Genomic DNA, 26,763 nt, shown 5'->3' with positions numbered 1-26,763 from the left:
AATCCCTCGACACAAGTATGTGACTAGGGTTAGCAAGCGCAGCCAACGCCGCTACAGCGCGAAGTATGACGAGGATTTAGTTAGACTCAATCTTAGCCCACGTATCTCGCAATCCAACCGTACGGTTAAACACCAGTTTATCCGCGCTGCTCAGTTTATTATCTGCGCAGAAATACCCTTCACGCTCAAACTGATACGCTTTTTCTGCTGGCGCATCACGTAGGCTTGGTTCTACAAAACCTTGGCGGATAACCAGAGATTCTGGGTTTAAGGTTGATAAGAAATCATCTTCTGCCGCTGGGTTTGGTACCGTGAATAAGCGGTCATATAGACGAATTTCCGCTGGCAATGCATGTGCTGCACTTACCCAGTGGATAACGCCTTTCACTTTACGACCATCGGCTGGATCTTTGTTAAGCGTGTCCGCATCGTAAGTACAGAAGATAGTGGTGATGTTGCCTTCTGCATCTTTTTCTACGCGTTCTGCTTTGATGATATACGCATTACGCAGGCGTACTTCTTTACCTAATACCAAGCGCTTATATTGGCGGTTAGCTTCTTCACGGAAGTCTGCACGGTCAATATACAGTTCATTGCTAAATGGCACTTCACGCGTTCCCATGTCTGGGTTGTTCGGATGATTTGGCGCCTTCAGAATTTCTTCCCCTGCTGGCATGTTTTCAATCACTAAACGTACAGGGTCGATAACTGCCATTGCGCGTGGAGCGGAGTCATTTAGGTCATCACGGATGCAAGATTCTAATGCTGCCATTTCAACATTATTATCTTGTTTTGTAACACCGATGCGACGACAGAATTCACGGATTGAAGCCGCTGTGTAACCACGGCGACGTAAACCTGAAATTGTCAGCATGCGTGGATCATCCCAACCAGCAACATGTTTTTCAGTCACAAGTTGGTTTAACTTACGCTTAGACATCACTGTGTATTCAAGATTCAGACGAGAAAATTCGTACTGACGTGGATGACAATCAATAGTGATGTTGTCCAATACCCAGTCATACAGACGGCGGTTGTCTTGGAATTCTAATGTACACAGTGAGTGTGTAATACCTTCCAGCGCATCAGAAATACAGTGGGTGAAGTCATACATCGGGTAGATGCACCACTTGTTGCCAGACTGGTGATGTTCTGCAAATTTAATACGATACAAAACTGGATCGCGCATAACCATAAATGGTGATGCCATGTCGATTTTTGCACGTAAACATGCTTTACCTTCTTCGAATCCACCTGCGCGCATTTTTTCAAACAGCGCCAAGTTATCTTCGATCAAGCGTTCACGGTATGGGCTATTTTTACCTGGCTCTTTTAATGTGCCACGGTATTCACGAATTTCGTCAGCACTGAGCTCATCAACATAAGCCAGACCTTTTTTGATTAGCTCAATCGCGTATTGATATAAAATATCAAAATAATCCGATGAATAGCGAATGTTGCCGCTCCACTGGAAACCTAACCATTGGACGTCGTTTTGAATCGAGTTCACATACTCAACATCTTCTTTGACCGGGTTAGTATCATCAAAGCGTAAGTTACACTGACCTTGATAATCCTTCGCGATACCAAAGTTCAAGCAAATTGATTTCGCATGACCAATGTGTAAGTAGCCATTCGGTTCAGGCGGAAAACGCGTGTGTACTGACGTGTGTTTTCCCGTCGCCAGATCTTCATCTATGATCTGACGGATAAAGTTAGTTGGGCGAGCATCTGCCTCATTCATTGTCATCGTTCCTCAGTGCCAAAAGCGCGCTAGATTCGTATAGTAACCGAGTATATTCTACCATAATACGTCCAGAAACAACCGTTTGATTAAGCTTAGTCAGGAAAAGCGATGGCAAAGATGCGTTTTTGTCAAAAAATAGGCTATTTATACAAACAACATCACCCCAAGAACGATCATTAATAAGATTGGATAACTTTGGGCATGGCGTTTATCACTTAAATATGGCATTAAAAACGAAGCAAAACGGATACCAATCCAAGAAGTGGCGATTAAAATTAATGCTCCTTTAATGTAAATCATGCCTAAAAAGCCCGTTCCTAATTCAAAATGCTTTTCCATGGCAAAATAGAAATAAATAATCGAGCCTGTGATGGCCATTGGCAATGTAAGCGGGTTAGCAAATGCCGCTGCTTGCAACATGCTCGCCCCACGACGGCGCATAAGCGGTACCGTCATCACACTCCCCCCAACCCCTAAAAAAGCTGCTACGGTCCCAATCACCGTGCCGATAACAGTATCAGTAATACATTTTCCTCTGATTAGGGTGTTGCCTTCAGCTTGAGTTTGTAGAAATCCAGGACGAATAAAACAGTCAAGAATGGTGATAATTAAATAACCGATAAAAATCCACCGAATCCATTCACTGTCTACTGAGAGTGCGATTAATGCTCCTAAAATGCCACCAATTGAGATAGGGATCATAAAGGGCTGAATAATTTGCCAATTAAAGTTTCCTTTTAAGTAATGTGCTCGGCTAGATAGGCTTGATGAAAAAATCATCACAAATGTGGACGTCGCTACCGCAATTTGCATGGCGACCTCGCTAGTATCGTGCCGAGGTCCCCATACAAGGGTAATCAGGGCATACAGTAATGGCACGGTGATAAATCCACCACCAAAGCCAAATAGCGCGGTAGTGATCCCCGAAATAAAACCGAATAAACAGAGTAGTAAATCCACAGGACGATCCTCAGATGTGCGTGAGGTTTTATCTTATCTTTGTGCATTTCCCTATGCTTATGCCATTTTGCCAACTCACTTTGAGATTTCGCCAATTTAATTAACAGATATAACTTTTTCACTACACTTCTTAAGTGAGTTACTGGCTGGTATCTGCTTACCCATAGGTCTCGTCTATCCGCTTTCCTGCCGCCTCGCCTTTCGGGGCATTAGGCATTTGCTTAATCGCCTGAGCCACGCTGATCAATAATCGCATAAATTCATCGGCATTCTGTTCATTGCTTCCGTTTGATATCTGTGCCATTGTGCTATTGGATTTTGATCGCCATGGTTGCCTTAAGGAATTAAAAACCTCAAACAATTGCTGTTTAGTGCTATATAACAAACTGCCATCTTTAAAGACATCCTGAAAGCCGAATTCACCAACATAATAGTCCAGCAAATCTTCATTCACTGGATTGTTAATATAAATCCCATCCCCCTCCACTTTAATCAGGAAAAATAAAATGCTGACTAATGAATAGGTCATCATTTTCCCATCTAAAACTTTATTTTTTTCTCAAAATTTTGGAGTAGTTCAATGGTTGCTCTGCGGCTGTGGGGGTCATAACTACACACACAGCCTCCCGCGGGTTTATCGGGGATTCGTACTAAAATTCGATTACGGCTAATGAGCTTAAAACAGAAACTGAAGCTCTCTTTCGTTAAAACAATTTCGCTATAATCAAGCCAAGCTAAAGGATCTACCGTAGATAATGAATTGATATGACAATACTTTAAGTTTTCTTTGTTCATTCTTCGAATGCGAATTGCGTTACCTGAACATTGAAAAAAATGATTCATCTTTTGTAAAACAAATTCGCTAGCTTCATTCACTAACGTGGCTTTCGACATCATATTATTTTATTCCTTTAAAAAAACCCATCTCCTCGTCAATGGGGAAAATAAAATAGTCATAAGAGTCAAAAAGTTAAATTCGTTTATACCGAATGCATGATTGATTAATTTATCAATTAATATTTCGAATATTAATCATTGCTTAATTTGAATAAAAAAATGCCAGCTTGTTAGGCTGGCATTTTGTATACGAACGAATCGTTGCTATTTATGGTCGTACTATTTTAATACGTTGTAAATAACGGTTTCACCCGCAGTCACTTGACCTTTGGCTAAAATCTCAACACCCGCAAAATCATCGATATTGCTGATAATAACAGGGCTGATCATTGATTTAGCATTGGCTTCAAGGAAAGATAAGTCGAGTTTCAGAATCGGAGTACCTGCTTCAACTTCAGCACCTTCTTCCACTAAACGCTCACAACCTTCACCATTTAATGCAACGGTATCAATCCCCATATGCACAATCAGCTCAACACCATTTGCTGTTTCAAGGCAGAATGCATGGTTGGTTGGGAAAATTTTAACAATGGTACCTGCCGCTGGCGCAACCACTTCACTGCTGGTTGGTTTGATAGCAATACCATCACCCACAATACGGCTAGAGAATGCTTCGTCTGGCACTTGGTCCAGTGAATAAACTTCACCGCTAACAGGCGCGATTAACGATAATACCGCATTACCTTTTGCTTTTTCTGTCGTTGCCGCTTGCTGACTTTTTTCTGGTGCAGACACTGGAGCCGAAGCCGCAACAGGACCTTTAGCAATAACTTCTATCATTGCTTTAGCGATTAATTCAGCACGTGTACCAACAATCACTTGTACGTTTTGTTTATTCAGGCGAATAACACCAGATGCGCCAATACGTTTTGCAAGAGAATCGTTGACCACTGCGGAGTCTTTCACACCTAAACGTAAACGAGTAATACACGCGTCGATGTTAACAATGTTGTCACTGCCACCTACTGCCGCAATATACTGACGAGCTTCTTTTTGAATCTCGCTTTCATCACTGTGTGCATCACTGATGTTTTCGTCATAACCATCTACGGTTTCATCGCCTGCGCTCTCTTCACGACCTGGGGTTAACAGGTTGAATTTACGGATCATGAATCTGAAGATCACATAATAGATGCAGAAGAATACTAAACCTTGAACAATCAGCATGTACCAGTGTGTAGCGAGTGGGTTACGTGTCTGTAAGAACATGTCCACCAGACCCGCACTGAATCCGAAACCTGAAATCCACTCCATCGTTGCAGCAATATAGACAGAGATACCGGTCAGCAATGCGTGGATCACGTACAGGACAGGCGCAACAAACATGAATGAGAATTCAAGTGGTTCAGTGATACCCGTAAAGAATGCCGCAAATGCACCGGCAATCATGATACCAGCAACTTTCGCTTTATTTTCTGGGCGTGCACAGTGATAGATAGCCAAAGCTGCACCCGGCAGACCGAACATCATGATAGGGAAGAAGCCCGCTTGATAGCGTCCAGTTATCCCAACCGTTGCCAAACCAGCTTCGATGGACTTCGCACCACCTAAGAAGTTAGGAATATCGTTAATTCCTGCAACGTCGAACCAGAATACCGAGTTCAACGCATGGTGTAACCCAACAGGAATCAGTAAACGGTTAAAGAAGGCATAAATACCCGCACCTACAGAGCCTAAATCTTTGATACTTTCACCGAAAGCCACCAATCCGTTATACACCACAGGCCAAACATACATCAGAATGAATGCCAAGATGATCATGAGGAATGAGGTTAGAATCGGGACGAGGCGACGACCGCTGAAGAATGACAGCGCTTTTGGTAGCTCTACGCCACTGTAGCGGTTGTATAATTCAGCAGAGAGAACCCCAACAAGGATACCGACGAACTGGTTATTGATTTTATTGAATGCCGCAGGGACTGATTCCACTGGTACACTCATAATCATTGAGTACGATGCAGGTGAACACAGTGTTGTCACAACTAAGAATCCGACAAAACCGGTTAGTGCAGCCGCACCATCTTTATCTTTAGACATTCCGTAAGCAACACCAATCGCAAACAACACAGACATGTTGTCAATGATGGCAGCACCGGATTTGATCAGTAACGCAGCGATTGCACTATTGGCACCCCAACCATCTGGGTCTATCCAATAACCAATCCCCATTAGGATTGCGGCGGCTGGCAATACGGCGACAGGCACCATAAGCGCCCTACCAATCCGCTGTAAGTAGCTAAGAATATTCACAAACTCCCCCTTTGTATCGCTCTATTTTTGTCCCATTTCAGGATCTTATTTTCACGCATCAGGAATATAACTGATGTCGCTTAATTATAGCAATTCATAGTCTAGATGAATTTTTTCGCGATACAAAATAAATAGCTGGAAACTGTGATAAATGTCAACGAAAGGATCCTAATATTGACTAAATTAGTAGCTATTCTTGAAAACTTATTTTATGATTAAAAATAAGTTTTTTATATGATTTGCTGTATATACTCCAAGTACCTCAGTCATAAGAATATGTTGAAAATGATCAACATAATTGGAGATGGGGTCATACAAGTATAAATTGAAAGAAACACTCGAGGTAAAAGTACATGAGGCTTATCCCGTTAAATAATGCTCATGATGTTGGCGTATGGTCCGCACAGTACATCGCTGATAAAATCAACGCATTTAATCCGACAGCTGAACGCCCTTTCGTTCTAGGCTTACCAACTGGCGGTACACCGCTGGCAACCTACAAAGAATTAATCGCCTTATATAAAGCTGGTAAAGTCAGCTTTAAGCATGTAGTCACATTCAATATGGATGAATACATTGGTATTCCCAAAGATCATCCTCAAAGTTACTACACATTTATGCATCAAAACTTTTTTAATCACATTGATATCCAAGCTGACAACATCAATTTACTGAACGGTAATGCCCCTGATGTCGACGCCGAATGTCAACGTTATGAAGATAAAATCAAATCCTACGGTCAAATCAACCTATTTATGGGTGGTGTAGGTAATGATGGTCATATCGCCTTTAATGAACCGGGTTCTTCTTTAAATTCCAGAACTCGAATTAAAACATTGACGCCAGAAACTCGCCAAGCGAACTCTCGTTTCTTTGATAACGATATCAATCAAGTACCTAAATATGCACTGACTGTTGGTGTTGCTACACTATTAGATGCAAAAGAGCTAATGGTATTAGCAACAGGCGCAAACAAAGCAGATGCCGTCCATGCTGCAGTTGAAGGCTCCGTAAACCATTTATGGACTGTCAGTTGTGTACAACTTCATCCGAAAGCATTGATTGTCTGCGATGAGCCAGCAACATTAGAATTGAAAGTCAAAACGCTTAAATATTTCAAGCAATTAGAATGCGAAAATATTGAATCGTTTAATTAATTTATACGCAATCTTATTTAAGTGGCACTGCCATTTAAAATAGAGAGAGTATCGAACACCCGACCAGCTACCACTTATGCTGGTCGGTGACCCTTTTACTCGCGGTCAGGAGTTTTACGCTATGTATGCACTAACTAATTGCATTATTTTTACAGGTCACGAAAGACTGGATAACCACGCAGTCATTATTGATGGCGAAATCATCAAAGCGGTGTGCCCAGAATCCGAACTCGCTCACGATATCGAACGTAGAGATTTAAAAGGTGCCATTCTATCGGCTGGCTTTATTGATCTCCAAGTGAATGGCTGTGGCGGCGTGCAATTCAATGACAACGAAGAAAACGTCACATTGAAAAACCTCGAAATCATGCAAAAAGCCAATGAGCGTGCGGGGTGTACTAGCTTTCTACCAACACTTATTACCTGTTCAGATGAATTAATGAAGCATGGCGTTGATGTCATGACTGAATATCTGAAACGCAATAAAAACCAAGCGCTTGGTTTACATATTGAAGGCCCTTACATTAATTTGATTAAGAAAGGGACTCATAACCCAGAATTTATCCGTAAGCCATCGGTCGAAATGATGGATTACTTAGCAGCACATGCTGATGCGATTAGCATGATCACGCTTGCACCTGAAATTGTTGAGCAACGCTTTATCCACCAGCTAACCGAAGCGGGTATTGTGGTCTCAGCGGGTCACTCCAATGCAACCTATGAAGAAGCGCGTCAAGGCTTCCGCTCTGGTATTCGCGCATCAACCCACCTATTCAACGCAATGCCATATATTTCTGGTCGCGGTCCTGGTCTGGTTGGTGCGATTTACGATACTCCCGAAGTTTATGCTGGTATCATCGCTGACGGCTTACATGTCCAATGGGCAAATATCCGCAATAGTAAACAACTTAAAGGCGATAAACTGGTTTTAGTCACCGATGCGACAGCACCCGCCGGAATTGATCCCCAAACAGGTGAAATGGATCATTTTATCTTCGCAGGTAAAACCATATACTACCGAAATGGATTATGTGTCGATGAAAATGGCACACTGAGCGGCTCTTCCCTGACCATGATTAATGCGGTGAAAAACAGTGTTGAACATGTTGGCATTCCTCTTGATGAAACATTAAGAATGGCCACCCTTTACCCAGCAAGAGCCATTGGGGTAGAGGCAACATTAGGTTCCATCGAAGCCGGCAAAACGGCTAACTTGACTGCCTTTAACCAAGACTTCCAAGTCCTTTCAACTTATGTAAACGGAGAGGAAGTCTATAAAAATGAGTAACTAGCTGATGAATCAAAGCCACTCGCTAAAGCAAATTGGTAATATTGATCTCGTAAAACAACTCAACAGTGCTGTCGTTTACAGCCTGATTGATCAACAAGGACCGATATCTAGAATTCAGATAGCGGAACTCAGCCAACTTGCGCCAGCGAGTGTCACTAAGATCACTCGTCAGTTACTCGAACGCGGTTTAATTAAAGAAGTAGACCAGCAGGCCTCCACCGGAGGCCGTCGCGCTATCTCCATTGTTTCTGAGTATAAACATTTCCATACCATTGGTGTGCGCTTAGGGCGTTATGATGCCACCATCGCCCTGTATGACCTCAGCGGAAAAATGCTGGCAGATGGTCACTACCCTATCACTGAACCCACCCAGCAAGTTGTAGAACAAAAACTGATTGCCGCTCTTGAAGACTTTATTGCGCTACACCAACGTCGCATTAGAGAATTGATCGCTATCTCCGTGATTTTGCCCGGTCTGGTAAATCCGCATTCAGGTATCGTCCACTATATGCCGCATATTAAGGTTGATAACTGGCGATTGATTGATAACTTACAAGCACATTTTAATCTCACCTGTTATGTTGGGCACGATATTCGCAGCCTAGCGCTAGCTGAGAGCTATTTTGGTGCAACCCAAGATTGTAAGGACTCACTCCTTGTTCGCATTCACAGGGGGGCTGGAGCCGGTATAGTTGTCAATAAAGAGATACTACTAAATCATAGAGGCAATCTAGGTGAGATTGGTCATATTCAGGTTGACCCACTTGGTGAGCTTTGCCATTGCGGTAATTTTGGTTGCTTAGAAACTATTGCTTCCAACCAAGCGATTGAAGCGCGAGTCAAACAGCGTTTAGAGCAAGGCTATAGCAGCCAATTAACCCCTGAAACCTGTTCAATCTCTCATATTTGCCAAGCCGCTAATAAAGGCGATCCGTTAGCAACGGAAGTTATCCAGCACGTTGGGCGACAAATAGGTAAGGCAATCGCTATCACAATTAACTTGTTCAATCCTGAAAAAGTAGTCATTGCAGGAGACATTACTGAAGCTGAGCAAGTTTTATTACCTGCGATTCAAAGTTGCATCGACACACAAGCCTTAAAAGGTTTTCGTGAGAATTTACCCATCGTCACTTCACAATTGGTGCATAATTCAGCAATTGGCGCATTTGCACTCACAAAACGGGCGATGCTAAACGGAGAATTGCTCCAGACATTATTAGAAAGTTAACTTTGCTTTCTTTTTTACCCACTAACGTGGAAATAACGTCATAAATGACAGTGTGACTTTTAACCATCTTAATAATAACAAATCACATTTTTTCAAATTCGGGGTTGTTTTTTGCTGTCTTTATCGACAAAATGATTATTCATCAAACAAACAAACGCATTTTCTAAAAAATAGTGCAAAAAGCTGTTGACTGTCTTGCCTGTAATTAGCATAATGCGCCCCGCAACGCCGATGAAGGTTAAGCAAAAAAAGATGGCTATGTAGCTCAGCTGGTTAGAGCACAACACTCATAATGTTGGGGTCACAGGTTCGAATCCCGTCATAGCCACCATTTATTTGCGGGAGTGGCGAAATTGGTAGACGCACCAGATTTAGGTTCTGGCGCCGCAAGGTGTGCAAGTTCAAGTCTTGTCTCCCGCACCATTTTCCTTCTCGGTAAAAATTGAATTTAAGATTGGGGTATCGCCAAGCGGTAAGGCACCAGGTTTTGATCCTGGCATTCCCAGGTTCGAATCCTGGTACCCCAGCCATCTTAAAAACAATTAATTTTCTTAGTGAAAATAAATAATAGATATTCTCGGATGGGGTATCGCCAAGCGGTAAGGCACCAGGTTTTGATCCTGGCATCCCCAGGTTCGAATCCTGGTACCCCAGCCATCTATTATCCTCCCAAGCAGTACAATCACACAGTAAAGAAAATACAATGGCTATGTAGCTCAGTTGGTTAGAGCACAACACTCATAATGTTGGGGTCACAGGTTCGAATCCCGTCGTAGCTACCATTTCTTTTTGTTGGGGTATCGCCAAGCGGTAAGGCACCAGGTTTTGATCCTGGCATCCCCAGGTTCGAATCCTGGTACCCCAGCCATTCTCTTCTCAATTCCCTCTCTAAAACATGACGTAAATACATTTATTACGGTATTTATTTAATGCTTTTAAAAATTACTTTTTGCCTTTAAATTTCCTTTTAACTTTTTCAAAAACATTTAATACATCCCATTTACCTTTACGCAACTTTTATATCGGAATTGTGATATGAGTCATTTTCACGTAACCAAGTAAAGTGGTAATCTTGCGGCGAATTGCAGTTAGATTAGATTAGTAATACGTGAGCCCCCTTTCGTCTGAAATAATTAGTCCAACTTTCCAATCCATCTCAACTCAGTTGTAAAAAAACCAATAATTATAATTGCTATAACACAATATTTTTACAGAGAAAACTTATGCGAAACATAATAAAACAACCACTATATAAAATTTTATATGTGCAGGTCATTGTCGCCATCACTCTTGGTATTGCCCTTGGGCATTTTTTCCCAGACATCGGAGAGTCGTTAAAACCGTTGGGTGATGCGTTTATCAAAATCGTGAAAATGATCATTGCCCCAGTCATCTTCTTAACCGTTGTGACGGGTATTTCTGGCATGACAAACATGAGAGCGGTCGGAAGCGTGGCAGGTAAAGCTATGCTGTATTTCATCACGTTCTCAACCGTTGCTCTGATCATTGGTTTGATCGTCGCAAATATCATCCAGCCAGGCGCTGGACTGAATATCGACCCAGCAACATTGGATAATGCTAAGGTTGCAGGTTATGTAGAAAAAGCTCACGAATCTTCCATCGTTGGCTTCTTCATGAATATCATCCCTGACACAGTCATTAGTCCCCTCGTTAACGGGAATATTCTGCAAGTTCTATTTATTTCTGTAATTTTTGGTTTAGCGCTGGCAGCAACGGGTAAACACGGTGAGCCAATTGTTAAACTGCTACAGAATTTCTCTGAGCCAGTCTTCAAGATGGTTGCTATGTTGATGAAACTGGCACCTATCGGGGCATTTGGTGCGATGGCATTTACCATTGGTAAATACGGGATTTCATCTATCGGTAACTTAATGATGCTGATTATGACGTTCTACATCACCTCGCTGCTGTTTGTTCTAGTCGTACTGGGTGCAGTGGCTAAATATAACGGCTTCTCGATTATCGAGCTTATCAAATACATCAAAGATGAATTATGGTTAGTGCTGGGTACCTCTTCCTCTGAAGCGGCATTACCAAGCTTAATGAGAAAAATGGAGCACGCTGGTTGCGAAAAATCCGTCGTTGGATTAGTGATCCCTACCGGTTATTCATTTAACCTCGACGGCACCAACATCTATATGACGATGGCGGCGCTGTTTATTGCTCAAGCAACCAATATTGAACTGACGCTCTGGCAGCAAATTTCCCTGCTGTTAGTTGCAATGATCAGCTCTAAAGGCGCAGCGGGTGTAACGGGGGCTGGTTTCATTACCTTAGCAGCAACGCTGATGGTAGTACCAAGTATTCCAGTTGCGGGTATGGCACTGATTCTAGGTATTGACCGCTTTATGTCTGAATGTCGTGCTCTGACCAACTTAGTGGGCAACGCTTGTGCCTGTATCGTGGTTGCTCGTTGGGAAAAAGAGTTAGACACTGAAAAACTGGCTCATGCATTCGCAACCAAAAACGAATCATTAGATTCAATGATCACTGAAGATGAAGCGGCTCAAGCTACAACTTCTGTTGATATTGCTAATAATAAATAATTTACTTATACCCTACGAAAATAAGCCGCAAATGCGGCTTATTTTTTATGGCGTGAATTAAAGTTCAGTCACAATCTCATCCAATGGAAGCCTAGCCTTAGGTAATGACGAATTAAAATCGTCATCTGTTTTATACCCAAGAGCTACAACCGTCACCGCATTCAGTCCTTTCTCATCTAAACCAAACTCATCATTCAGTATTGAGAAGTCAATGCCTTCCATCGGTAATGCATCAACTCCCAATACCGCGGCACCCAATAATAAAGCCCCCATATTTAAATAGATTTGTTTTTCTATCCAATGAGGTAAATCCTGAAACTCATTCTTATGCAAATTCACGAAAAATGTTCGAGCCATATGGTTCTGCTCTTTAAATTCACTTTTCAGATACCGCCCCTCTTGCTCTTCAATATCTAAAAGATGAAGTAAGTAATCTTCAGGCAGCTCTCTTTTTCCACACATCACAATCACATGAGACGCATTGCGGATTTTTTCTTCATTAAAAGAATATCCCCCAGCCGTAGCATTAATAATTTTTTGTTTCGCTTCGGGGCTACTCGCTAACAAAAAATGCCAAGGTTGTACGTTAACACTAGAAGGGCTTAACTGGAGCAGCTCTTTTATTTGAACCAATATTTCATCGGGGATAATTTTATTAGGATCAAAGCTTTTTGTCGCATAACGAGAGTTCAAAATATTTGTTAAGTTCATGGTGTCCTCTAAGTAAAAACAAACTTTATTGAATTTTGGTCATCCTAATGTTAAAAGTACAAACTAACAAGTACGCACAATAATGGCACATACTATACAAATGGATACTGTCAAAAAAAGACGATACAGCGACTACACCTACGATGGATGCCCTGTTGAAGCCTCATTAGAGCTAATGGGAGGAAAAGGCAAAGGTGTGATTCTGTATCATTTACAGGGAAAAACGCTTCGATTTAATGAGTTAAAAAGAAAATTAATTTCTATCACACCGCGTATGCTGACAAAACAGTTACGGGAACTCGAAAGTGATGGGTTAATTATTCGACATGTCTACCCTGAAGTTCCCCCTAAAGTCGAGTATTCAATGACCCCAGAAGGGGAATCTTTGAGTGACGTGCTTCATGCCCTACAAGCGTGGGGGGCAAAATATGGGATCCCGCTATTAGATAAAAGAGAACAAGATCTAAGTACTAGAGAACAATAACGGGAAAGTTACCCAGAACAATAATCTGGGTAACTGATTGCAATAGGCGAGTTCAACACTGTGACTAGCAAGTGAAACTACAATCCCAACGCATATTTTAGCGCTAATTTTTTCGCCTCACCCGCACGTTGTGCAGCCATCAAACCAAAATTTCTAAGCATTTTTAAACCAGGCAAGTTTTCACTAAATGCCATATAGAAAACATCCATTCCCGCTTGCATCATGAGATTATCAGGTAAACGACGACGCTGGTAACGCTTAAGCACATCCAAAGACTCCCATGCTTCAACACACTCACGCGCTTGATAAATTACCTTCAATAACACGTCCACATCACGATAGCCAAGGTTTACCCCTTGTCCCGCTAATGGGTTAATCGTATGAGCTGCATCACCGATCAGAACCAAACCATCCAGAACATAACGGCTAGCATGATGGCGTGTCAGAGGGAATGCGCCTGACGCTATCGCTTTTACTTCACCAAGTCGCTCAGGGAACGCTTCAGTAATCGCACCGGTGAGTTGTTCCATAGACATACTTTGCAAACGGCGGATTTTCGCAGGGCTGTCATACCAAACAAGTGACGCCCAATTGTCATATAGAGGTAAAAAGGCTCTTGGACCCGAAGGGAAAAACTGCTGCCATGTCCGGTCTTGTTGTGGTTGATTCGTTTGAATCGTGATCAACATACAAGATTGGCGATATTGCCAGCCTCGGCTACCAATACCCGCCATTTTACGCACTTGAGAATTTGCCCCATCAGCGCCTACCACGAGTTTAGTTTCCAGAACGCGACCATCTTCAAGCTCAACCATCCAATGCTTTTGCCCATGCGGTTGGTATAAATTGACCAACGTGGCTGGGCACACCAATTCTAGATTGCTGTACTGTTCGCACTCTCGCCATAATGCCAGCTGTAACACGCGGTTTTCCACCATAAAGCCAAGCTCAGGTAAGCCTAAACTTTTGGCATCAAAAATCACATTACTTCCTGGCTCTTCCCACGTTTCTAACTCACGATAAGGCCTACTGCGCATTGCTTCCACGTGCTTCCATGCACCTAATTGTTTTAGCAATTCAATGGAAGCGCTGCTAATTGCAGAAATGCGGACATCCGGCGTACTGTTTGCGTCAAACTCCACAGGCTTGGCTTTCTCAAGTAAAGCCACTTTCATCCCTTCTTGGGCAAAGCCGAGCGCTGCCGCTGCGCCAGTCATTCCTGCGCCAACAACGACAACATCATAAAATTCAGTTAGTTTATTCATCATGATAGCTACTATTAACTGTTTGATTTCGTTAGTATACCGAAAAATTCTTACCCCCGCAGGCAATATCTGCGCTTGGGCTCTGGTCACTGATGCCTCAAATGAATACAATACTCGTTAATCTTTAAAACAATAGGCAAATAGCCTGCCCTTAAGCATTTGGTGATGATATTATTTTAGCATGTTATTACTGGGTAATTTTTGCATTTAATCCAATCAAGAACGCTGTTCTTAATCAAAATGCGGTGAATTCCCTCATCATCAAAGGGTAGGACTTTGGATTTACAACGCGTTTCGAAGTCCACATTTTAGGATTCGAAAACACCGGATATACGACATGTCGACAAATAAAAAGTTATATATGAAAACTTGGGGCTGCCAGATGAACGAATACGATTCATCTAAAATGGTCTCTTTATTAGAAAGCACCCACGGCTATCAACTGACTGACATTGCTGAAGAAGCAGATCTGTTGTTATTAAACACTTGTTCTATCCGTGAAAAAGCCCAAGAGAAGGTCTTCCACCAGCTTGGTCGTTGGAAATTCTTCAAAGATAAAAAACCTGACATCATTATTGGTGTGGGTGGCTGTGTAGCCTCTCAAGAAGGTGACTTTATTCGCCAACGTGCACCTTGTGTTGATATTGTTTTCGGACCGCAAACACTGCATCGTTTACCGGAAATGATTAACCAAATTCAGGGTAACCGTAGCCCGATTATTGATATCAGCTTCCCTGAAATTGAGAAATTTGACCGCCTACCAGAGCCGCGCGCTGAAGGTCCGACCGCGTTTGTCTCTATTATGGAAGGCTGTAACAAATACTGCACATTCTGTGTAGTCCCATACACTCGTGGGGAAGAAGTTAGCCGTCCATGTGACGATATTCTGTTTGAAATTGCTCAGTTAGCGGCTCAAGGTGTACGTGAAGTTAACTTATTAGGTCAGAACGTTAACGCATATCGCGGCGAAACCTTTGACGGCGAAATCTGTTCTTTCGCAGAATTATTACGCTTAGTCGCGTCTATCGATGGTATTGACCGTGTACGCTTCACCACCAGTCATCCAATTGAATTTACCGATGACATTATCGAGGTTTATCGCGATACACCAGAGCTAGTCAGCTTCTTACATTTGCCTGTGCAAAGTGGTTCCGACCGCATACTGACCATGATGAAACGCGCACATACTGCATTAGAATATAAAGCGATTATCCGTAAATTACGTGAAGCACGCCCAGGTATTCTGATCAGTTCCGACTTTATCGTTGGCTTCCCAGGGGAAACTACCGATGATTTCGAAAAAACCATGAAGCTGATCGCGGATGTGAATTTCGATATGAGCTATAGCTTTGTCTATTCAGCTCGCCCGGGTACACCAGCGGCAGATTTACCGGATGATGTCAGCGAAGATGAGAAAAAAGAGCGCCTGTACTTACTGCAACAGCGCATTAATCAGCAAGCAATGAGCTTCAGCCGTGCCATGCTGGGAACAGTGCAACGTATTTTAGTGGAAGGCACTTCACGCAAAAATGTGATGGAGCTTTCAGGTCGTACCGAAAATAACCGCGTAGTGAACTTTGAAGGCACACCGGACATGATCGGTAAATTTGTGGATGTCGAAATCGTCGATGTTTATACCAACTCTTTACGCGGCAAAGTGATTCGTACCGAAGATCAAATGGATCTGCGTGTTCACGAAACACCAGCATCCGTGATTGCACGTACTCGTAAAGAAGATGAACTTGGCGTTGGCAACTTCCAACCCTAAAGATAGGATACTCAGTGACCGATAACAAACCTTTGCAAATCGCAACACAAGAGATTTTTTTAGAGCCCGCAGATAATCAGCGTTTAATGAGCCTTTGCGGGCCATTTGACGACAATATTAAGCAATTAGAGCGTCGTCTTGGCATTGAAATCAATCGCCGAGACAACCGTTTTAAGCTTTCGGGTAAAGCGCTTAACATCCAAGCTGCCAGTAAAATTTTACGCCAGCTATACGTTGATACCGCGCCAATCCGTGGTGTGATCCCCGACATTGATCCTGAAAATATTCACCTTGCGATTATTGATAGCCGAGTGCTTGAGCAATCCGCAGAAAGCGTACCAGACTACGGCAAAGCGGTGAATATCAAGACCAAGCGCGGAGTGATCAAACCACGTACCCCAAATCAGGCACAGTACATTGCCAATATCTTAGACCATGATATTACGTTTGGGATCGGTCCTGCGGGAACCGGTAAAACTTATCTTGCTGTTGCCGCTGCTGTCGATGCATTAGAGCGCCAAGAAGTGCGCCGCATTTTACTCACCCGCCCTGCGGTTGAAGCGGGAGAAAAATTGGGGTTCTTACCGGGTGATTTAAGCCAAAAAGTTGACCCGTACTTACGCCCACTGTACGACGCACTATTTGAAATGCTAGGTTTTGAAAAGGTTGAAAAACTGATTGAGCGTAACGTCATTGAAGTCGCACCACTGGCTTACATGCGCGGTCGCACACTCAACGATGCGTTTATTATTTTAGATGAAAGCCAAAACACCACCATCGAACAGATGAAAATGTTTTTAACCCGTATTGGCTTTAACTCTAAGGCGGTCGTGACTGGAGATATCACTCAAGTCGACTTGCCAAGAGGGAGTAAATCCGGCTTGAGACATGCCATCGAAGTGTTATCGAATGTGGATGATTTAAGCTTTAACTTCTTCCATAGCGAAGACGTGGTACGTCACCCTGTCGTGGCTAAAGTCGTCATGGCATATGAAGCGTGGGAAGAGCAAGACAGTAAGCGTCGCCAGCAATTGAAAGCAGAAAAAGAGCAGCAACGTGAGCTTGAAAAGCAGGAAAATAACTAAATGAGCGATGTTATTCTCGATTTACAGATAGCAAGCGAAAATACCGCGGGCTTACCCACTGAAGCTATGTTCCAGCGCTGGGTTAATGCGGTATTACCTAAGTTCCAAGCAGAAAGTGAAGTCACTATTCGTGTCGTTGATGAAGCCGAAAGCCATGAATTGAATCTCACTTATCGCGGGAAAGATAAACCAACCAACGTGTTGTCATTCCCCTTTGAAGCACCGCCTGAAGTCGAGTTACCGCTGTTAGGTGATTTAATTATTTGCCGCCAAGTTGTGGAACAAGAAGCAGCTGAGCAGCAAAAAAGTGAAGAAGAACATTGGGCACACATGGTGGTTCACGGTTGCCTACATTTACTGGGTTATGATCATATCGAAGATGATGAAGCCGAGGAAATGGAAGGATTAGAAACTGAGATCCTCGCAGAAATGGGTTATGCCGATCCGTATCTTGCGGAAAAAGAGTGAGCTCTCTATAATTTTCATTCGAATGCAATTTTTCGATATTCGACACAAATTTGTACCGCTAACCCATAAATTGTCTAGCCAATAAAAATGTTTTAAGCTAAACAATTCATTACCCAATCATATGGGTTAGCCATTTTTATTAATTAACTGAGGAATAATAAATTTAACGCCATGAGCGACGATAACTCTTCGAGTAGTGATAACCCTGGACCTAAGAAAGGTTTTTTTGCGCTATTAAATCAACTTTTCCATGGTGAACCAAAGAACCGTGATGATTTGGTCGAATTAATTCGTGATTCTGAACAAAACGATTTAATTGACCCAGATACCCGTGAAATGCTGGAAGGCGTTATGGATATCGCCGATCAGCGGGTACGTGACATCATGATCCCTCGCTCTCAAATTGTTACCTTAAAACGTAACCAAAGCCTTGATGAGTGCCTCGATGTCATCATCGATTCTGCCCACTCTCGCTTCCCTGTTATCAGCGAAGATAAAGATCATATTGAAGGGCTGCTAATGGCAAAAGATTTACTGCCATTTATGCGAACTGATGCAGAACCTTTCAGTATCGATAAAGTGTTACGTCAGGCTGTTGTTGTTCCTGAAAGTAAACGAGTAGACCGCTTACTCAAAGAATTCCGTTCTCAGCGCTACCATATGGCCATCGTTATCGATGAATTTGGCGGTGTCTCTGGTCTCGTGACCATCGAAGATATTTTAGAGCTGATTGTCGGTGAAATTGAAGATGAGTATGACGACCAAGATGATGTGGATATCCGTCAACTGAGCCGCCATTCATACTCAGTTCGTGCTTTGACCCAAATTGAAGACTTTAATGATGCCTTTGGCACGCATTTTAGTGATGAAGAGGTAGATACCGTTGGAGGCTTAGTGATGCAAGCCTTTGGTCACTTACCATCCCGTGGTGAAACCATTACCATTGATAACTACCAGTTTAAGGTTTCTATGGCTGATAGCCGTCGAATTTTACTGCTTCAAGTTAAAATTCCTGACGACGCGCCAGTGCCTACTTTGGATGAAGAACAGAGTTAATGAACTTATCCTCTCGTTATCAAAGCCAGTGGCTGCGTCTGCTGCTGGCCTTACTATTCGGAGCCAGTGGTACACTGGCTTTTTCGCCTTTTGACTTCTGGCCAGCCGCACTTCTTTCTGTTTTATTTCTCCAATTATTAACTCTACAAAGAACCGCTAAGCAAGCTTTTGCAATTGCATTCGCTTGGGGATTTGGTTTATTTGGTAGCGGTGTCAATTGGGTATACGTCAGTATCGCGGATTTTGGCGGTATGCCGGAGGCCGTTAACGTCTTTATCGTTATCTTGCTGGCGGCATACTTATCACTCTACCCAGCCCTGTTCGGAGCACTACTCACCAAATTGACCCCTAATGCCAACGTATGGCGTTTGGTCTTTATGGCTCCCGCGTTATGGCAAGTGACCGAGTTCCTTCGAGGCTGGGTACTAACAGGCTTCCCATGGCTACAGTTTGGGTATACCCAAATTGACGGACCAATGAAATCATTAGCACCGATTTTTGGTGTTGAGATGATCACCCTACTGCTATTTAGCATTAGTGGCTTGATTGCCCTTGCAATCATTCGCCGTAACCTGATCCCTCTTGCGTGTGCTGCCGTTTTATTACTGGCACCGTTGCTCGCTAAAAATCTTCAGTGGTTTACGCCATTGAACGATAAAACAATGGAAGTCGCGCTAGTACAAGGAAATATTCCTCAATCCATGAAATGGGAAGCGGGCTTTTTACAGCAAACCAAAGATCGCTATATCAAACTTTCTAGCCCTTATATTGGCAAGGCCGACATGATTATTTGGCCCGAATCCGCCATTCCTGTCGTTGAGCTGGAAAACCAAGCTTGGTTAAAAGCACTAGATACTCTGCTGAATGAAACTAAAACACGGTTAATCACAGGGACCGTGGATGCCAAACCTGTCAATGGTGACTCTGTATTCTATAATTCCATTATTGTATTGGGAGACAGAAAGCCGTATCTCTATCCCACTCAAAACCGGTATAACAAACACCATTTAGTGCCGTTTGGTGAATTTGTGCCTTTAGAAGATTTACTGCGCCCACTAGCTCCATTCTTTAACTTACCAATGTCAGGCTTTAGTCGTGGAGATTATCAACAAGCCCAATTGGCTATTGGTAATATTCATCTGACGGCAACCATCTGCTATGAAATTATTCTAGGTTCCCAAGTCAGAGACAATTTCAAACCAGATAGCGATTATTTGTTAACGATTTCAAATGATGCATGGTTTGGCGAGTCTATTGGTCCATGGCAACATTTCCAAATGGCAAGAATGCGCTCACTTGAGCTGGGTCGCCCACTGTTACGTGCAACAAATAACGGTGTGACTGCGGTGATTAACGCGGATGGCTCTATTCAAGATATGCTGCCACAATTCCAAGCTGCAGTTCTGGCTACTGAAGTGACACCAACGACAGGATTAACCCCTTATGCTCGCTGGAGTAATTGGCCAATGTGGGGTCTGGTCGCTATATTTGGCATTGTCGGATTTACGCTTAACCGCCGTCAAAAACGTCACTAATTGACGCTTTAAACCAATTAAAAATCCCCGACATCTCGATTGATAATTCGGGGATTTTTTTAACCTAACCAATTAATAACCCCTGAGTTTCTGCTATCCCAATAGATGCAATGCAACCTGCATTAAAATTCAAATAATCCTCCTCGAGACCATCTGAAAAAATCACCCCGTTTTCAGGCATTAAAGATTCTAGCTGTAATGGCGTATTTGGCTCGATAGTGCCAAAAACTAACGTCGTTCCCGTCGTTTTACTACGAAAAGGTTCTCGTACACTAAACTGCAACCGCTTTTCTCCCCAACCAAATCCTTCAGATAAAGGATGTGACTGCGTTCCAGCGATGGCTTGTGCCCCAGCAAGAATAGACTGAAACCATCCAGTAGAGCCCAACCCTGTCGACACAATAATACCTGATGAGGATTGAAACTCTTGCTGTCCTTGCCACGCTAACCGATAGCGGGCAGAAGTATGACTTTTAGGTCCAATGAACAAATCATTGACGGCGAGTAACGTTTGCCCATCATTGGTTGTTGCCTGTGCAAACGTCACGGATTTTTGTTCCACTTTTCCACTGAGTGTACGAGTGACCACATCAGATAGCTGTCCGATTTCAAAGGGAAGTAACTGCCCATCCCAACGTGCTGGTTCAGGATTGATGGCTATCACAGGCTGTCCATTAAGATATTTGAGTGTATTCGCCACTAAGCCATCTTGCCCTATCACCACAACAATATCCCGCGCCGAAAACTGATAGCTAGGCAACAGCTTCCTTTCCAGTAATTGAAAGCGCCCTATCGCTTTTAAAATCGATTCTGCCTGAATCAACTGCCGCTGATAAATATCATGTTCGAGTAAATAATCACTTACTTCAACATCGTTATGCTCTAGATAAAACTTCGCTTGCGACCATGTATTAAAACGTTCAATTAATTCCTGCATACGTGTTTTACGCATCACTAACACGAAGCGAACATCATCAAAATGGCTCATTATTTCGCGCCTTTTTTCATCAATTGACCAAATAAATCAGGCGAGAAATTAATTTCACCAATTTTACCAGCATTTTGTGCCAATGATTCGAATGCCATCGCCATCAACTGCTCTGGGTTCATTTTTGCTAATGCCATCGCTTTCAAGTTTTCAACTGGCAGCTGGCTATACGCTTTCATTTTCGCTTCAATAGCATAAGCGTCAGCCTCCGATTGAGTGCGCTGATTTTCGACACTTAGTGCCACCAGCTCATTACGCTTAGCTTCTAGATTAACCTGTGCAATTAATTCTTCTTGCTCAATTTCAGCACGGTCTCGCAATAATGTCCGTTCATTTTCGAGTCTCGCTTCTTCAATTTGCTGCTGCTTGGCTTGTACCGATAAATCCGTTTCTAATTCGGCTTCTTTTATCGTTCTTTCCTGTTCAACGGAGAATTTACGTCTCGCATAAATCGCATCATCAGCTTCTTTCAAAATCGATTCCCGAGCTTGAGCTTCCAGCGCTTTGAGTGTTTCTGGAGAAGGCGTAATGGCTGAAATCGCCACATCCAAAATTTCGATCCCCAAGGATTCAAGAGCAGGATGCTCAGACAGTTGTTGAGAAACCAACATCACCAATGGTTGCCCCATGAGTAATGCATCTCGCAAATTGGTACTTTGCGTTTTTGCTTGGATGACAGTTTGCGCACTACGAACCACCCTATCACTCAGCTTTAAAGGGTCTTCTGACGCATAAGATTTACCATCTTGAGCAAGGTTAAAATTCAAGACATCCGCTGTTTTTTCTGGGTATTTCACCTGAAATGAAATTTGTCCTTGAATACGTAAGCTTTGGAAATCCGCCGTCTGTAAATTAAAAATAAATGGCGCTTCTTGGGCGTTCAAAGGTAATGCCGCAATGGACGTTTTATCTGCGTTATACCAAAAACTTAATCCTTTACCTTGCTTATGTACTGCCCCATTGATGGATTGAATAATGAATGTCGATGAATCTGATTTGAAGTATTTAAAATTTAACATGTCCTACCCCGCTTAGTGTCTTTGTGAAATCAATTAGTGTCTTTATGACCTTAATTAATTATTGTCCTATAGACACAAATAAGTCAACACATAAATGTCTTAATGACACTAAATATGTTTTCGCGTATGATTTCACGCAAGACTAAAACAGGGGAAAGGATCTTAATCACATGACAGAAAAAGAATTTTTATCTAATTATGATCGGCGAGATTATTTAACTCCTTTGCTCACGGTGGATACCGTATTATTCACTTATCATGAAAACACCTTAAAAGTGCTGCTCGTGGAACGCGCTAATTACCCGCAAAAAGGCCAATGGGGGTTACCGGGTGGATTCGTTGATGAAAATTGTGATACCACGTTAGACGATACGGTATATCGCAAACTAAAAGAGAAAACGGGGGTTGTTCCTCCTTATATCGAGCAGTTATGTACCGTAGGAAATTCAGAGCGAGATCCTCGCGGCTGGTCCGTAACAGTCTGCTATACCGCACTTATTGCTCACCAAGCCTGCGAAGCGCACATTGAAAGTGTTCATTCTGTTAAATGGGTCTCCATCGAAGAAATTGAAGGCATGGCACTGGCTTTCGATCACTACCAGCTTTATTTACAAGCCCGCGAACGTTTACGCCAGAAATCCCTTTATTCCATTGTGCCGGGATTTGCGCTACCAGAAGTATTCACCTTAGCCGAGCTGCAACATGTTCATGAGGTTTTAATCGGCAAAGCCATACAGAATAAATCCTTCCGCCGCCGTTTAGAGCAAGCTGATTTACTGATTGATACAGGGGAAAAACGCCAAGAACGCGGGCGCCCAGCCAATCTTTATCGCTTAAAATCACAATCGGCTGACTATCGGTTTATTCGTAATCTCGAATTTTGATGAGAGAGTTTGAGAAAAGAGTTTAATCAGCAAAATGCCCTTGATAATCATACCAAGGGCATTTATTTAGAACGATGCAAGCCATAGGCGGCTTTTTAAGCCTAAATAGCTCGTCCAACCAGACGTAAAGCTGACCATCTCGCCTTTATCGATGATCATAAAGGTTGGCGTTGCGGTCACACCAACTTGTGCAGCAAGCTGCCCATGGGTGTCATTGACGACAGGAAACGCCAATTCCTTTTTCTGCATCCCCGCTAACAGCCGAGAACTATCCCCAGAGCGGAGTGCCACGGTCACCACAGGAACCCCTGACTTCGCTAAATCCGAAACGGTTGGAGATGTGATACTACAAACACCACACCATGTTGCCCAAAAATAGACGAGAACAGGCTGCTTCTGGCTAAGTTCAGCAATAGAAACCTCATCTCCTGTTGCAAGGGTCAGAGGTTCTAATAACATAGGGGCAAGGCTTTGCGGTTTACGCCAAAAATCCATCACCGTAAAAGCAATGACAAGAATAATCGCTAAAACGAGAAGCTCTTTTGACCACTTCTTGAGTCTCCCCATCATGTCATTATTTCGCTTTGCTGAGCTGTTCTTTCACGATACGTTCAAATTCTTGTGCATCTACAGCGCCTGGGATCATTTCATCACCCACTAACGTTGCCGGTGTGCCGTTCACACCCAGCATATTAGCTAGCTCAAGGTTTTTACGGATAGCCGCACGGCTCTTATCACTCGCTTTTAACTTACCATTACCGGTTGCTTGTAGCGCTTCTTTGATATTCGAATCCGACAGCATGCCCTGTTTCGCCATCAGTTTTTGGTGCAATGCTAAGAACGCTTTTGGATTTTCTTGCCATAACGTCATCGCTAATTGCGAAGATTCCAACGAAGTTTCCCCTTTGAATGGCAGGTACTTGATGACTACTGCAACATCAGGGTTTTTCTTCACCATCTCTTCTAACAGTGGGTCAAAACGTTTGCAGTATGGGCAGTTAAAGTCAGTAAAGTTTACCAAGACTAATTTGGCGTCTTTCGAACCAATACGTGGGCTAGTCGGGTCATTAAACAGGGCATCATGCTGATCTTTTAATACCTGCTTCATTTGTGCTTGTTGCTTCTCACCTTGTTTGGCTTGTAAAGCGACAATTGCTTCCTCAAGAATTTCAGGGTTTTCAACTAAGGTGTCACGTACCAATTTGCGCACCTGAGCTTCTTGATCCGCAGTCAGTGGTGCCGCATGTGCTGTTGCCCCTAATACTAACGAAGAAAATAAAACCGCTAACATTGTCTTTTTCATTTTTTGGCTCCTTTGGCCTCAGTCATAATTGATACTACAGATTCACGATCAAGTATTGTTGACAGTATTTTCCCCTCTGTCAGATTAGGGCCATAAATCTGGTTGAATGGTACAGCAACTTGCCCTCGGCGCTGTAAAAATGCCGAAATCTCTGGAGAAGGTTTGGTCCAATCCCCTCGCAATGCCACCACATCCGGTTCACTCAATAAATTCTGAATTTCTTCGTTGAGTAACACATTGTATTTATTTGCTTTGCAGGTCACACACCAATCTGCCGTCACATCAATAAACACGCGCTTATTCTCCGCTAGTGCCCTTGTGATAGCGTCTTCCGATAATGTTTCCCACTGCACTTTATCCGCAGCTAACGTTTGATGCCCTTGATGTTGATCTAACGCCATCCAAATAAACCCAGCACCGAGTGCCGAGAATAATAGGAATGGGAAGATAGCCGCGCGTACACCGCGATTTTTCAGAATAAACAACACAAGAATCAGTAAAAACAGTACCGCGATGATGATTGCCGTCATTGCACCAAAATGGGGTATCAGTAAGCTGATTAACCATAAGCAAGAGACCAACATCATTAAGCCTAGTACAGCACGCAATTTCAGCATCCATGTCCCCGGCTTCGGTAGTGCTTTTGCAATCACAGGGAAAGCCGCAATCAGAAGCCAAGGAAGACTCATTCCAACACCAAGTGCGGTAAAAATCAGCCACAGTTGTGACATCGGTGCCGCCAACGCAAATGCCACTGCCGTGCCCAAAAATGGTGCAGAGCATGGTGTTGCAAGTAATGTTGCGAAAACACCTTGCCAGAAATGTCCACTATTGCCCTGCCCACCTGCAGTCGCCAAGCGCGTGTTGGCCTTGCTGCCTAAATGAATCTCAAACAGCCCAAATAAATTCGCTGTAAATAATGCCGTGATAAGTACCATCAAGCCGATAAACCATGGGCTTTGGAACTGAATTCCCCACCCAACAACTTGCTGTCCCCATCGTAAGAGAGTCATTAGCAATGCCAATAACCAAAATGAGACTAAAATCCCTGATGAAGAGAGTAAAAATTGCCGGCGAATGGTATTTTGTTCCCCTTGAGGAACCAATAAGACAGAACCGAGTTTCATTGCCAATACAGGTAATACGCATGGCATTAAGTTAAGGATCAGACCGCCAAGCAGGGCAAATAAAACGACCTGCCATAAGCCAATCGACTGTCCACTATCATCACTCGATATGACACTCACATAGGGTTCAACCGTGCCATGAATTTGCTGGGATAACTCACCATCAACAACAACAAATGAAACCGTTTTACCGACAAGGTTAGGTGCTTCCCCACCCCAATCATCGCTGACATCAATAGTTGCCGTTAATTTATCACCTGAGTATTTTAAGGTAGGAACCCCCAAACTCGCACCATCAACCACATCAGTGTACAGATGTGGATCAATCCACGTATTGTCAGCGGCTTTTTGTAATTCTACCGTCAGCTTATTTCCAGCAAATCCATACTTAGCCTGCTCGACAAGACCACTCACTGCTGGAACATGACCTTTTGCTTGGTTAAATGCCCAACTGAAATCCGCAGGCGCGGGCTCAGTCAGATCTAACTCAAAAGGATAGTCCGTTAAAATACACACATTGCTACAAGTCGATAGCGTCAATGTGCCTGATAACTTATCGAGCTTTTCGCTCGTACTCACCGTGATAGGGAAAATCACATCACCCATGTAACCTTGAGTGGAAACCCCTGCAACATCAAAACGACCCGGTGTTGGCCACAGCCATTCCACCGTTTTTACCGGTGATGACCACGTTATCTCCGGCGCAACTCCTCCTTCACCCGGTGAGCGCCAATACGTTTTCCAGCCATCATCAAGTTTTACATCCAATAAAATATCGACTTTGCCCTCTTTTTGGGCAGAGCTAAGCAAGCGAACCTGAACATGGCTCGGAGTATTTGCGGTCATGAACCCCGTATTCGCAGGTTGTAACCAGCCTGTATCCGCAGCGTATAAGCTGCTAGAAAATACAGTAAATAACACAATTAACGCATTAATAAAAAAACGCATGATCCCTCCAGAATAAATAACAGCG

At 43.1% G+C, this 26,763-nt stretch carries 23 protein-coding genes and 6 tRNA genes; 17 read left to right on the top strand and 12 right to left on the bottom strand.

The features are described from left to right. Positions 1 to 76: 76 nt before the first annotated feature. The 5 genes from glnS to nagE form a co-directional block, all read right to left on the bottom strand. Complete coding sequence (gene glnS, locus PR766_RS15350) at positions 77 to 1,744, bottom strand: glutamine--tRNA ligase (RefSeq protein ID WP_006662315.1); 1,668 nt, start codon at positions 1,742 to 1,744, stop codon at positions 77 to 79. A gap of 147 nt (positions 1,745 to 1,891) precedes the next feature. Further along, complete coding sequence (locus tag PR766_RS15345) at positions 1,892 to 2,707, bottom strand: sulfite exporter TauE/SafE family protein (protein ID WP_006662316.1); 816 nt, start codon at positions 2,705 to 2,707, stop codon at positions 1,892 to 1,894. 157 nt (positions 2,708 to 2,864) lie between these two features. Beyond that, a complete protein-coding gene (locus PR766_RS15340; protein WP_006660473.1) occupies positions 2,865 to 3,239 on the bottom strand; it encodes a hypothetical protein in 375 nt (124 codons plus the stop codon). Between the two features lie 8 nt (positions 3,240 to 3,247). Next, complete coding sequence (locus PR766_RS15335; RefSeq protein ID WP_154635944.1) at positions 3,248 to 3,604, bottom strand: hypothetical protein; 357 nt, start codon at positions 3,602 to 3,604, stop codon at positions 3,248 to 3,250. A 219-nt stretch (positions 3,605 to 3,823) separates the two neighbouring features. Further along, entirely contained in the window at positions 3,824 to 5,854 is a 2,031-nt protein-coding gene (nagE, locus tag PR766_RS15330) for an N-acetylglucosamine-specific PTS transporter subunit IIBC (RefSeq protein ID WP_230086749.1), read from the bottom strand. 353 nt (positions 5,855 to 6,207) lie between these two features. On the opposite strand from nagE, the gene nagB reads away from it, so the two are divergent. The 10 genes from nagB (at position 6,208) to PR766_RS15280 (ending at position 12,097) form a co-directional block, all read left to right on the top strand. Further along, on the top strand, positions 6,208 to 7,011 hold the full coding sequence (nagB, locus tag PR766_RS15325; RefSeq protein WP_006660476.1) for a glucosamine-6-phosphate deaminase: 804 nt from the start codon (positions 6,208 to 6,210) through the stop codon (positions 7,009 to 7,011). Between the two features lie 121 nt (positions 7,012 to 7,132). Further along, the gene (nagA, locus tag PR766_RS15320) at positions 7,133 to 8,299 is read left to right on the top strand and encodes an N-acetylglucosamine-6-phosphate deacetylase (RefSeq protein WP_036978272.1); all 1,167 of its coding nucleotides are present in this window, start codon (positions 7,133 to 7,135) and stop codon (positions 8,297 to 8,299) included. A 7-nt stretch (positions 8,300 to 8,306) separates the two neighbouring features. Continuing rightward, positions 8,307 to 9,530 carry a DNA-binding transcriptional regulator NagC gene (nagC, locus tag PR766_RS15315; protein WP_154635943.1) on the top strand — a complete coding sequence of 408 codons (1,224 nt, stop codon included), beginning with the start codon at positions 8,307 to 8,309 and terminating at the stop codon, positions 9,528 to 9,530. A gap of 254 nt (positions 9,531 to 9,784) precedes the next feature. Continuing rightward, positions 9,785 to 9,861: transfer RNA gene (locus PR766_RS15310), tRNA-Met, on the top strand. 7 nt (positions 9,862 to 9,868) lie between these two features. Then, positions 9,869 to 9,953 (top strand) — tRNA-Leu (locus tag PR766_RS15305). 32 nt (positions 9,954 to 9,985) lie between these two features. After that, positions 9,986 to 10,060, top strand: a tRNA-Gln gene (locus tag PR766_RS15300). Between the two features lie 52 nt (positions 10,061 to 10,112). Beyond that, positions 10,113 to 10,187: transfer RNA gene (locus PR766_RS15295), tRNA-Gln, on the top strand. 48 nt (positions 10,188 to 10,235) lie between these two features. After that, positions 10,236 to 10,312: transfer RNA gene (locus tag PR766_RS15290), tRNA-Met, on the top strand. An 11-nt stretch (positions 10,313 to 10,323) separates the two neighbouring features. Further along, positions 10,324 to 10,398, top strand: a tRNA-Gln gene (locus PR766_RS15285). 355 nt (positions 10,399 to 10,753) lie between these two features. Next, a complete protein-coding gene (locus PR766_RS15280) occupies positions 10,754 to 12,097 on the top strand; it encodes a dicarboxylate/amino acid:cation symporter (RefSeq protein ID WP_006660967.1) in 1,344 nt (447 codons plus the stop codon). Between the two features lie 57 nt (positions 12,098 to 12,154). On the opposite strand, the gene nfsB is transcribed toward PR766_RS15280, so the two are convergent. After that, positions 12,155 to 12,808 carry an oxygen-insensitive NAD(P)H nitroreductase gene (nfsB, locus tag PR766_RS15275; RefSeq protein WP_154635942.1) on the bottom strand — a complete coding sequence of 218 codons (654 nt, stop codon included), beginning with the start codon at positions 12,806 to 12,808 and terminating at the stop codon, positions 12,155 to 12,157. A gap of 100 nt (positions 12,809 to 12,908) precedes the next feature. Between nfsB and PR766_RS15270 the strand changes: the two genes are divergently transcribed. Continuing rightward, positions 12,909 to 13,292, top strand: coding sequence for a winged helix-turn-helix transcriptional regulator (locus PR766_RS15270; RefSeq protein ID WP_036960246.1), 384 nt, complete (start codon positions 12,909 to 12,911; stop codon positions 13,290 to 13,292). 77 nt (positions 13,293 to 13,369) lie between these two features. Here PR766_RS15270 and ubiF read toward each other — a convergent pair whose 3' ends face one another. Next, positions 13,370 to 14,557 (bottom strand): 3-demethoxyubiquinol 3-hydroxylase, encoded by a 1,188-nt coding sequence (ubiF, locus tag PR766_RS15265; protein ID WP_154635952.1) that lies wholly within the window; start codon positions 14,555 to 14,557, stop codon positions 13,370 to 13,372. Between the two features lie 337 nt (positions 14,558 to 14,894). Here ubiF and miaB point away from each other — a divergent pair, with 337 nt between their 5' ends. The 5 genes from miaB to lnt all read left to right on the top strand — a co-directional run bounded on the left by miaB (position 14,895) and on the right by lnt (position 20,469). After that, positions 14,895 to 16,325: a tRNA (N6-isopentenyl adenosine(37)-C2)-methylthiotransferase MiaB gene (miaB, locus tag PR766_RS15260; protein WP_006660963.1), complete on the top strand. Its 1,431-nt coding sequence runs from the start codon at positions 14,895 to 14,897 to the stop codon at positions 16,323 to 16,325. A gap of 32 nt (positions 16,326 to 16,357) precedes the next feature. Continuing rightward, a complete protein-coding gene (locus PR766_RS15255; RefSeq protein ID WP_006662324.1) occupies positions 16,358 to 17,410 on the top strand; it encodes a PhoH family protein in 1,053 nt (350 codons plus the stop codon). Beyond that, positions 17,411 to 17,878, top strand: coding sequence for an rRNA maturation RNase YbeY (gene ybeY, locus PR766_RS15250; RefSeq protein WP_006660961.1), 468 nt, complete (start codon positions 17,411 to 17,413; stop codon positions 17,876 to 17,878). 171 nt (positions 17,879 to 18,049) lie between these two features. Beyond that, entirely contained in the window at positions 18,050 to 18,934 is an 885-nt protein-coding gene (corC, locus tag PR766_RS15245) for a CNNM family magnesium/cobalt transport protein CorC (protein ID WP_006660960.1), read from the top strand. Continuing rightward, complete coding sequence (lnt, locus tag PR766_RS15240; RefSeq protein ID WP_006660959.1) at positions 18,934 to 20,469, top strand: apolipoprotein N-acyltransferase; 1,536 nt, start codon at positions 18,934 to 18,936, stop codon at positions 20,467 to 20,469. The genes corC and lnt overlap by 1 nt, the downstream gene beginning before the upstream one ends. Positions 20,470 to 20,533: 64 nt before the next feature. Here the strand turns inward: lnt and PR766_RS15235 are convergent, their stop codons facing one another. Both PR766_RS15235 and PR766_RS15230 read right to left on the bottom strand, forming a co-directional pair. Continuing rightward, on the bottom strand, positions 20,534 to 21,457 hold the full coding sequence (locus PR766_RS15235; RefSeq protein ID WP_006660958.1) for a hypothetical protein: 924 nt from the start codon (positions 21,455 to 21,457) through the stop codon (positions 20,534 to 20,536). Next, positions 21,457 to 22,476, bottom strand: coding sequence for an SPFH domain-containing protein (locus PR766_RS15230; RefSeq protein WP_006660957.1), 1,020 nt, complete (start codon positions 22,474 to 22,476; stop codon positions 21,457 to 21,459). The genes PR766_RS15235 and PR766_RS15230 overlap by 1 nt, the downstream gene beginning before the upstream one ends. A 170-nt stretch (positions 22,477 to 22,646) precedes the next feature. Between PR766_RS15230 and PR766_RS15225 the strand changes: the two genes are divergently transcribed. Beyond that, the gene (locus PR766_RS15225) at positions 22,647 to 23,360 is read left to right on the top strand and encodes an NUDIX hydrolase (protein WP_006660956.1); all 714 of its coding nucleotides are present in this window, start codon (positions 22,647 to 22,649) and stop codon (positions 23,358 to 23,360) included. A 66-nt stretch (positions 23,361 to 23,426) separates the two neighbouring features. Here PR766_RS15225 and PR766_RS15220 read toward each other — a convergent pair whose 3' ends face one another. From PR766_RS15220 to PR766_RS15210, 3 genes are read right to left on the bottom strand one after another with little or no spacing between them, the layout of a single operon-like run. Further along, complete coding sequence (locus PR766_RS15220) at positions 23,427 to 23,930, bottom strand: protein disulfide oxidoreductase (protein WP_080675922.1); 504 nt, start codon at positions 23,928 to 23,930, stop codon at positions 23,427 to 23,429. 4 nt (positions 23,931 to 23,934) lie between these two features. Continuing rightward, positions 23,935 to 24,663 carry a DsbA family protein gene (locus tag PR766_RS15215; RefSeq protein ID WP_006662328.1) on the bottom strand — a complete coding sequence of 243 codons (729 nt, stop codon included), beginning with the start codon at positions 24,661 to 24,663 and terminating at the stop codon, positions 23,935 to 23,937. Continuing rightward, the gene (locus PR766_RS15210; RefSeq protein WP_036978281.1) at positions 24,660 to 26,738 is read right to left on the bottom strand and encodes a protein-disulfide reductase DsbD family protein; all 2,079 of its coding nucleotides are present in this window, start codon (positions 26,736 to 26,738) and stop codon (positions 24,660 to 24,662) included. Before PR766_RS15210 ends, PR766_RS15215 begins: the two co-directional genes overlap by 4 nt. Positions 26,739 to 26,763 lie beyond the last annotated feature (25 nt).

The organism is Providencia sp. PROV208 (assembly GCF_028479465.1).
Classification (GTDB): domain Bacteria; phylum Pseudomonadota; class Gammaproteobacteria; order Enterobacterales; family Enterobacteriaceae; genus Providencia; species Providencia alcalifaciens.
The sequence above is the reverse complement of the archived record's forward strand: the minus strand, read 5'-3'. Positions and strand labels throughout refer to the sequence as shown.

Bases quoted from the DNA above. Each gene is read 5' to 3' on its own strand.
- glnS (WP_006662315.1), bottom strand. From the start codon at position 1,744: ATGAATGAGGCAGATGCTCGCCCAACTAACTTTATCCGTCAGATCATA.
- PR766_RS15340 (WP_006660473.1), bottom strand. From the start codon at position 3,239: ATGATGACCTATTCATTAGTCAGCATTTTATTTTTCCTGATTAAAGTG.
- PR766_RS15335 (WP_154635944.1), bottom strand. From the start codon at position 3,604: ATGATGTCGAAAGCCACGTTAGTGAATGAAGCTAGCGAATTTGTTTTA.
- nagB (WP_006660476.1), top strand. From the start codon at position 6,208: ATGAGGCTTATCCCGTTAAATAATGCTCATGATGTTGGCGTATGGTCC.
- nagA (WP_036978272.1), top strand. From the start codon at position 7,133: ATGTATGCACTAACTAATTGCATTATTTTTACAGGTCACGAAAGACTG.
- nagC (WP_154635943.1), top strand. From the start codon at position 8,307: ATGAATCAAAGCCACTCGCTAAAGCAAATTGGTAATATTGATCTCGTA.
- PR766_RS15280 (WP_006660967.1), top strand. From the start codon at position 10,754: ATGCGAAACATAATAAAACAACCACTATATAAAATTTTATATGTGCAG.
- nfsB (WP_154635942.1), bottom strand. From the start codon at position 12,808: ATGAACTTAACAAATATTTTGAACTCTCGTTATGCGACAAAAAGCTTT.
- PR766_RS15270 (WP_036960246.1), top strand. From the start codon at position 12,909: ATGGATACTGTCAAAAAAAGACGATACAGCGACTACACCTACGATGGA.
- ubiF (WP_154635952.1), bottom strand. From the start codon at position 14,557: ATGAATAAACTAACTGAATTTTATGATGTTGTCGTTGTTGGCGCAGGA.
- miaB (WP_006660963.1), top strand. From the start codon at position 14,895: ATGTCGACAAATAAAAAGTTATATATGAAAACTTGGGGCTGCCAGATG.
- ybeY (WP_006660961.1), top strand. From the start codon at position 17,411: ATGAGCGATGTTATTCTCGATTTACAGATAGCAAGCGAAAATACCGCG.
- corC (WP_006660960.1), top strand. From the start codon at position 18,050: ATGAGCGACGATAACTCTTCGAGTAGTGATAACCCTGGACCTAAGAAA.
- lnt (WP_006660959.1), top strand. From the start codon at position 18,934: ATGAACTTATCCTCTCGTTATCAAAGCCAGTGGCTGCGTCTGCTGCTG.
- PR766_RS15235 (WP_006660958.1), bottom strand. From the start codon at position 21,457: ATGAGCCATTTTGATGATGTTCGCTTCGTGTTAGTGATGCGTAAAACA.
- PR766_RS15230 (WP_006660957.1), bottom strand. From the start codon at position 22,476: ATGTTAAATTTTAAATACTTCAAATCAGATTCATCGACATTCATTATT.
- PR766_RS15225 (WP_006660956.1), top strand. From the start codon at position 22,647: ATGACAGAAAAAGAATTTTTATCTAATTATGATCGGCGAGATTATTTA.
- PR766_RS15220 (WP_080675922.1), bottom strand. From the start codon at position 23,930: ATGATGGGGAGACTCAAGAAGTGGTCAAAAGAGCTTCTCGTTTTAGCG.
- PR766_RS15215 (WP_006662328.1), bottom strand. From the start codon at position 24,663: ATGAAAAAGACAATGTTAGCGGTTTTATTTTCTTCGTTAGTATTAGGG.
- PR766_RS15210 (WP_036978281.1), bottom strand. From the start codon at position 26,738: ATGCGTTTTTTTATTAATGCGTTAATTGTGTTATTTACTGTATTTTCT.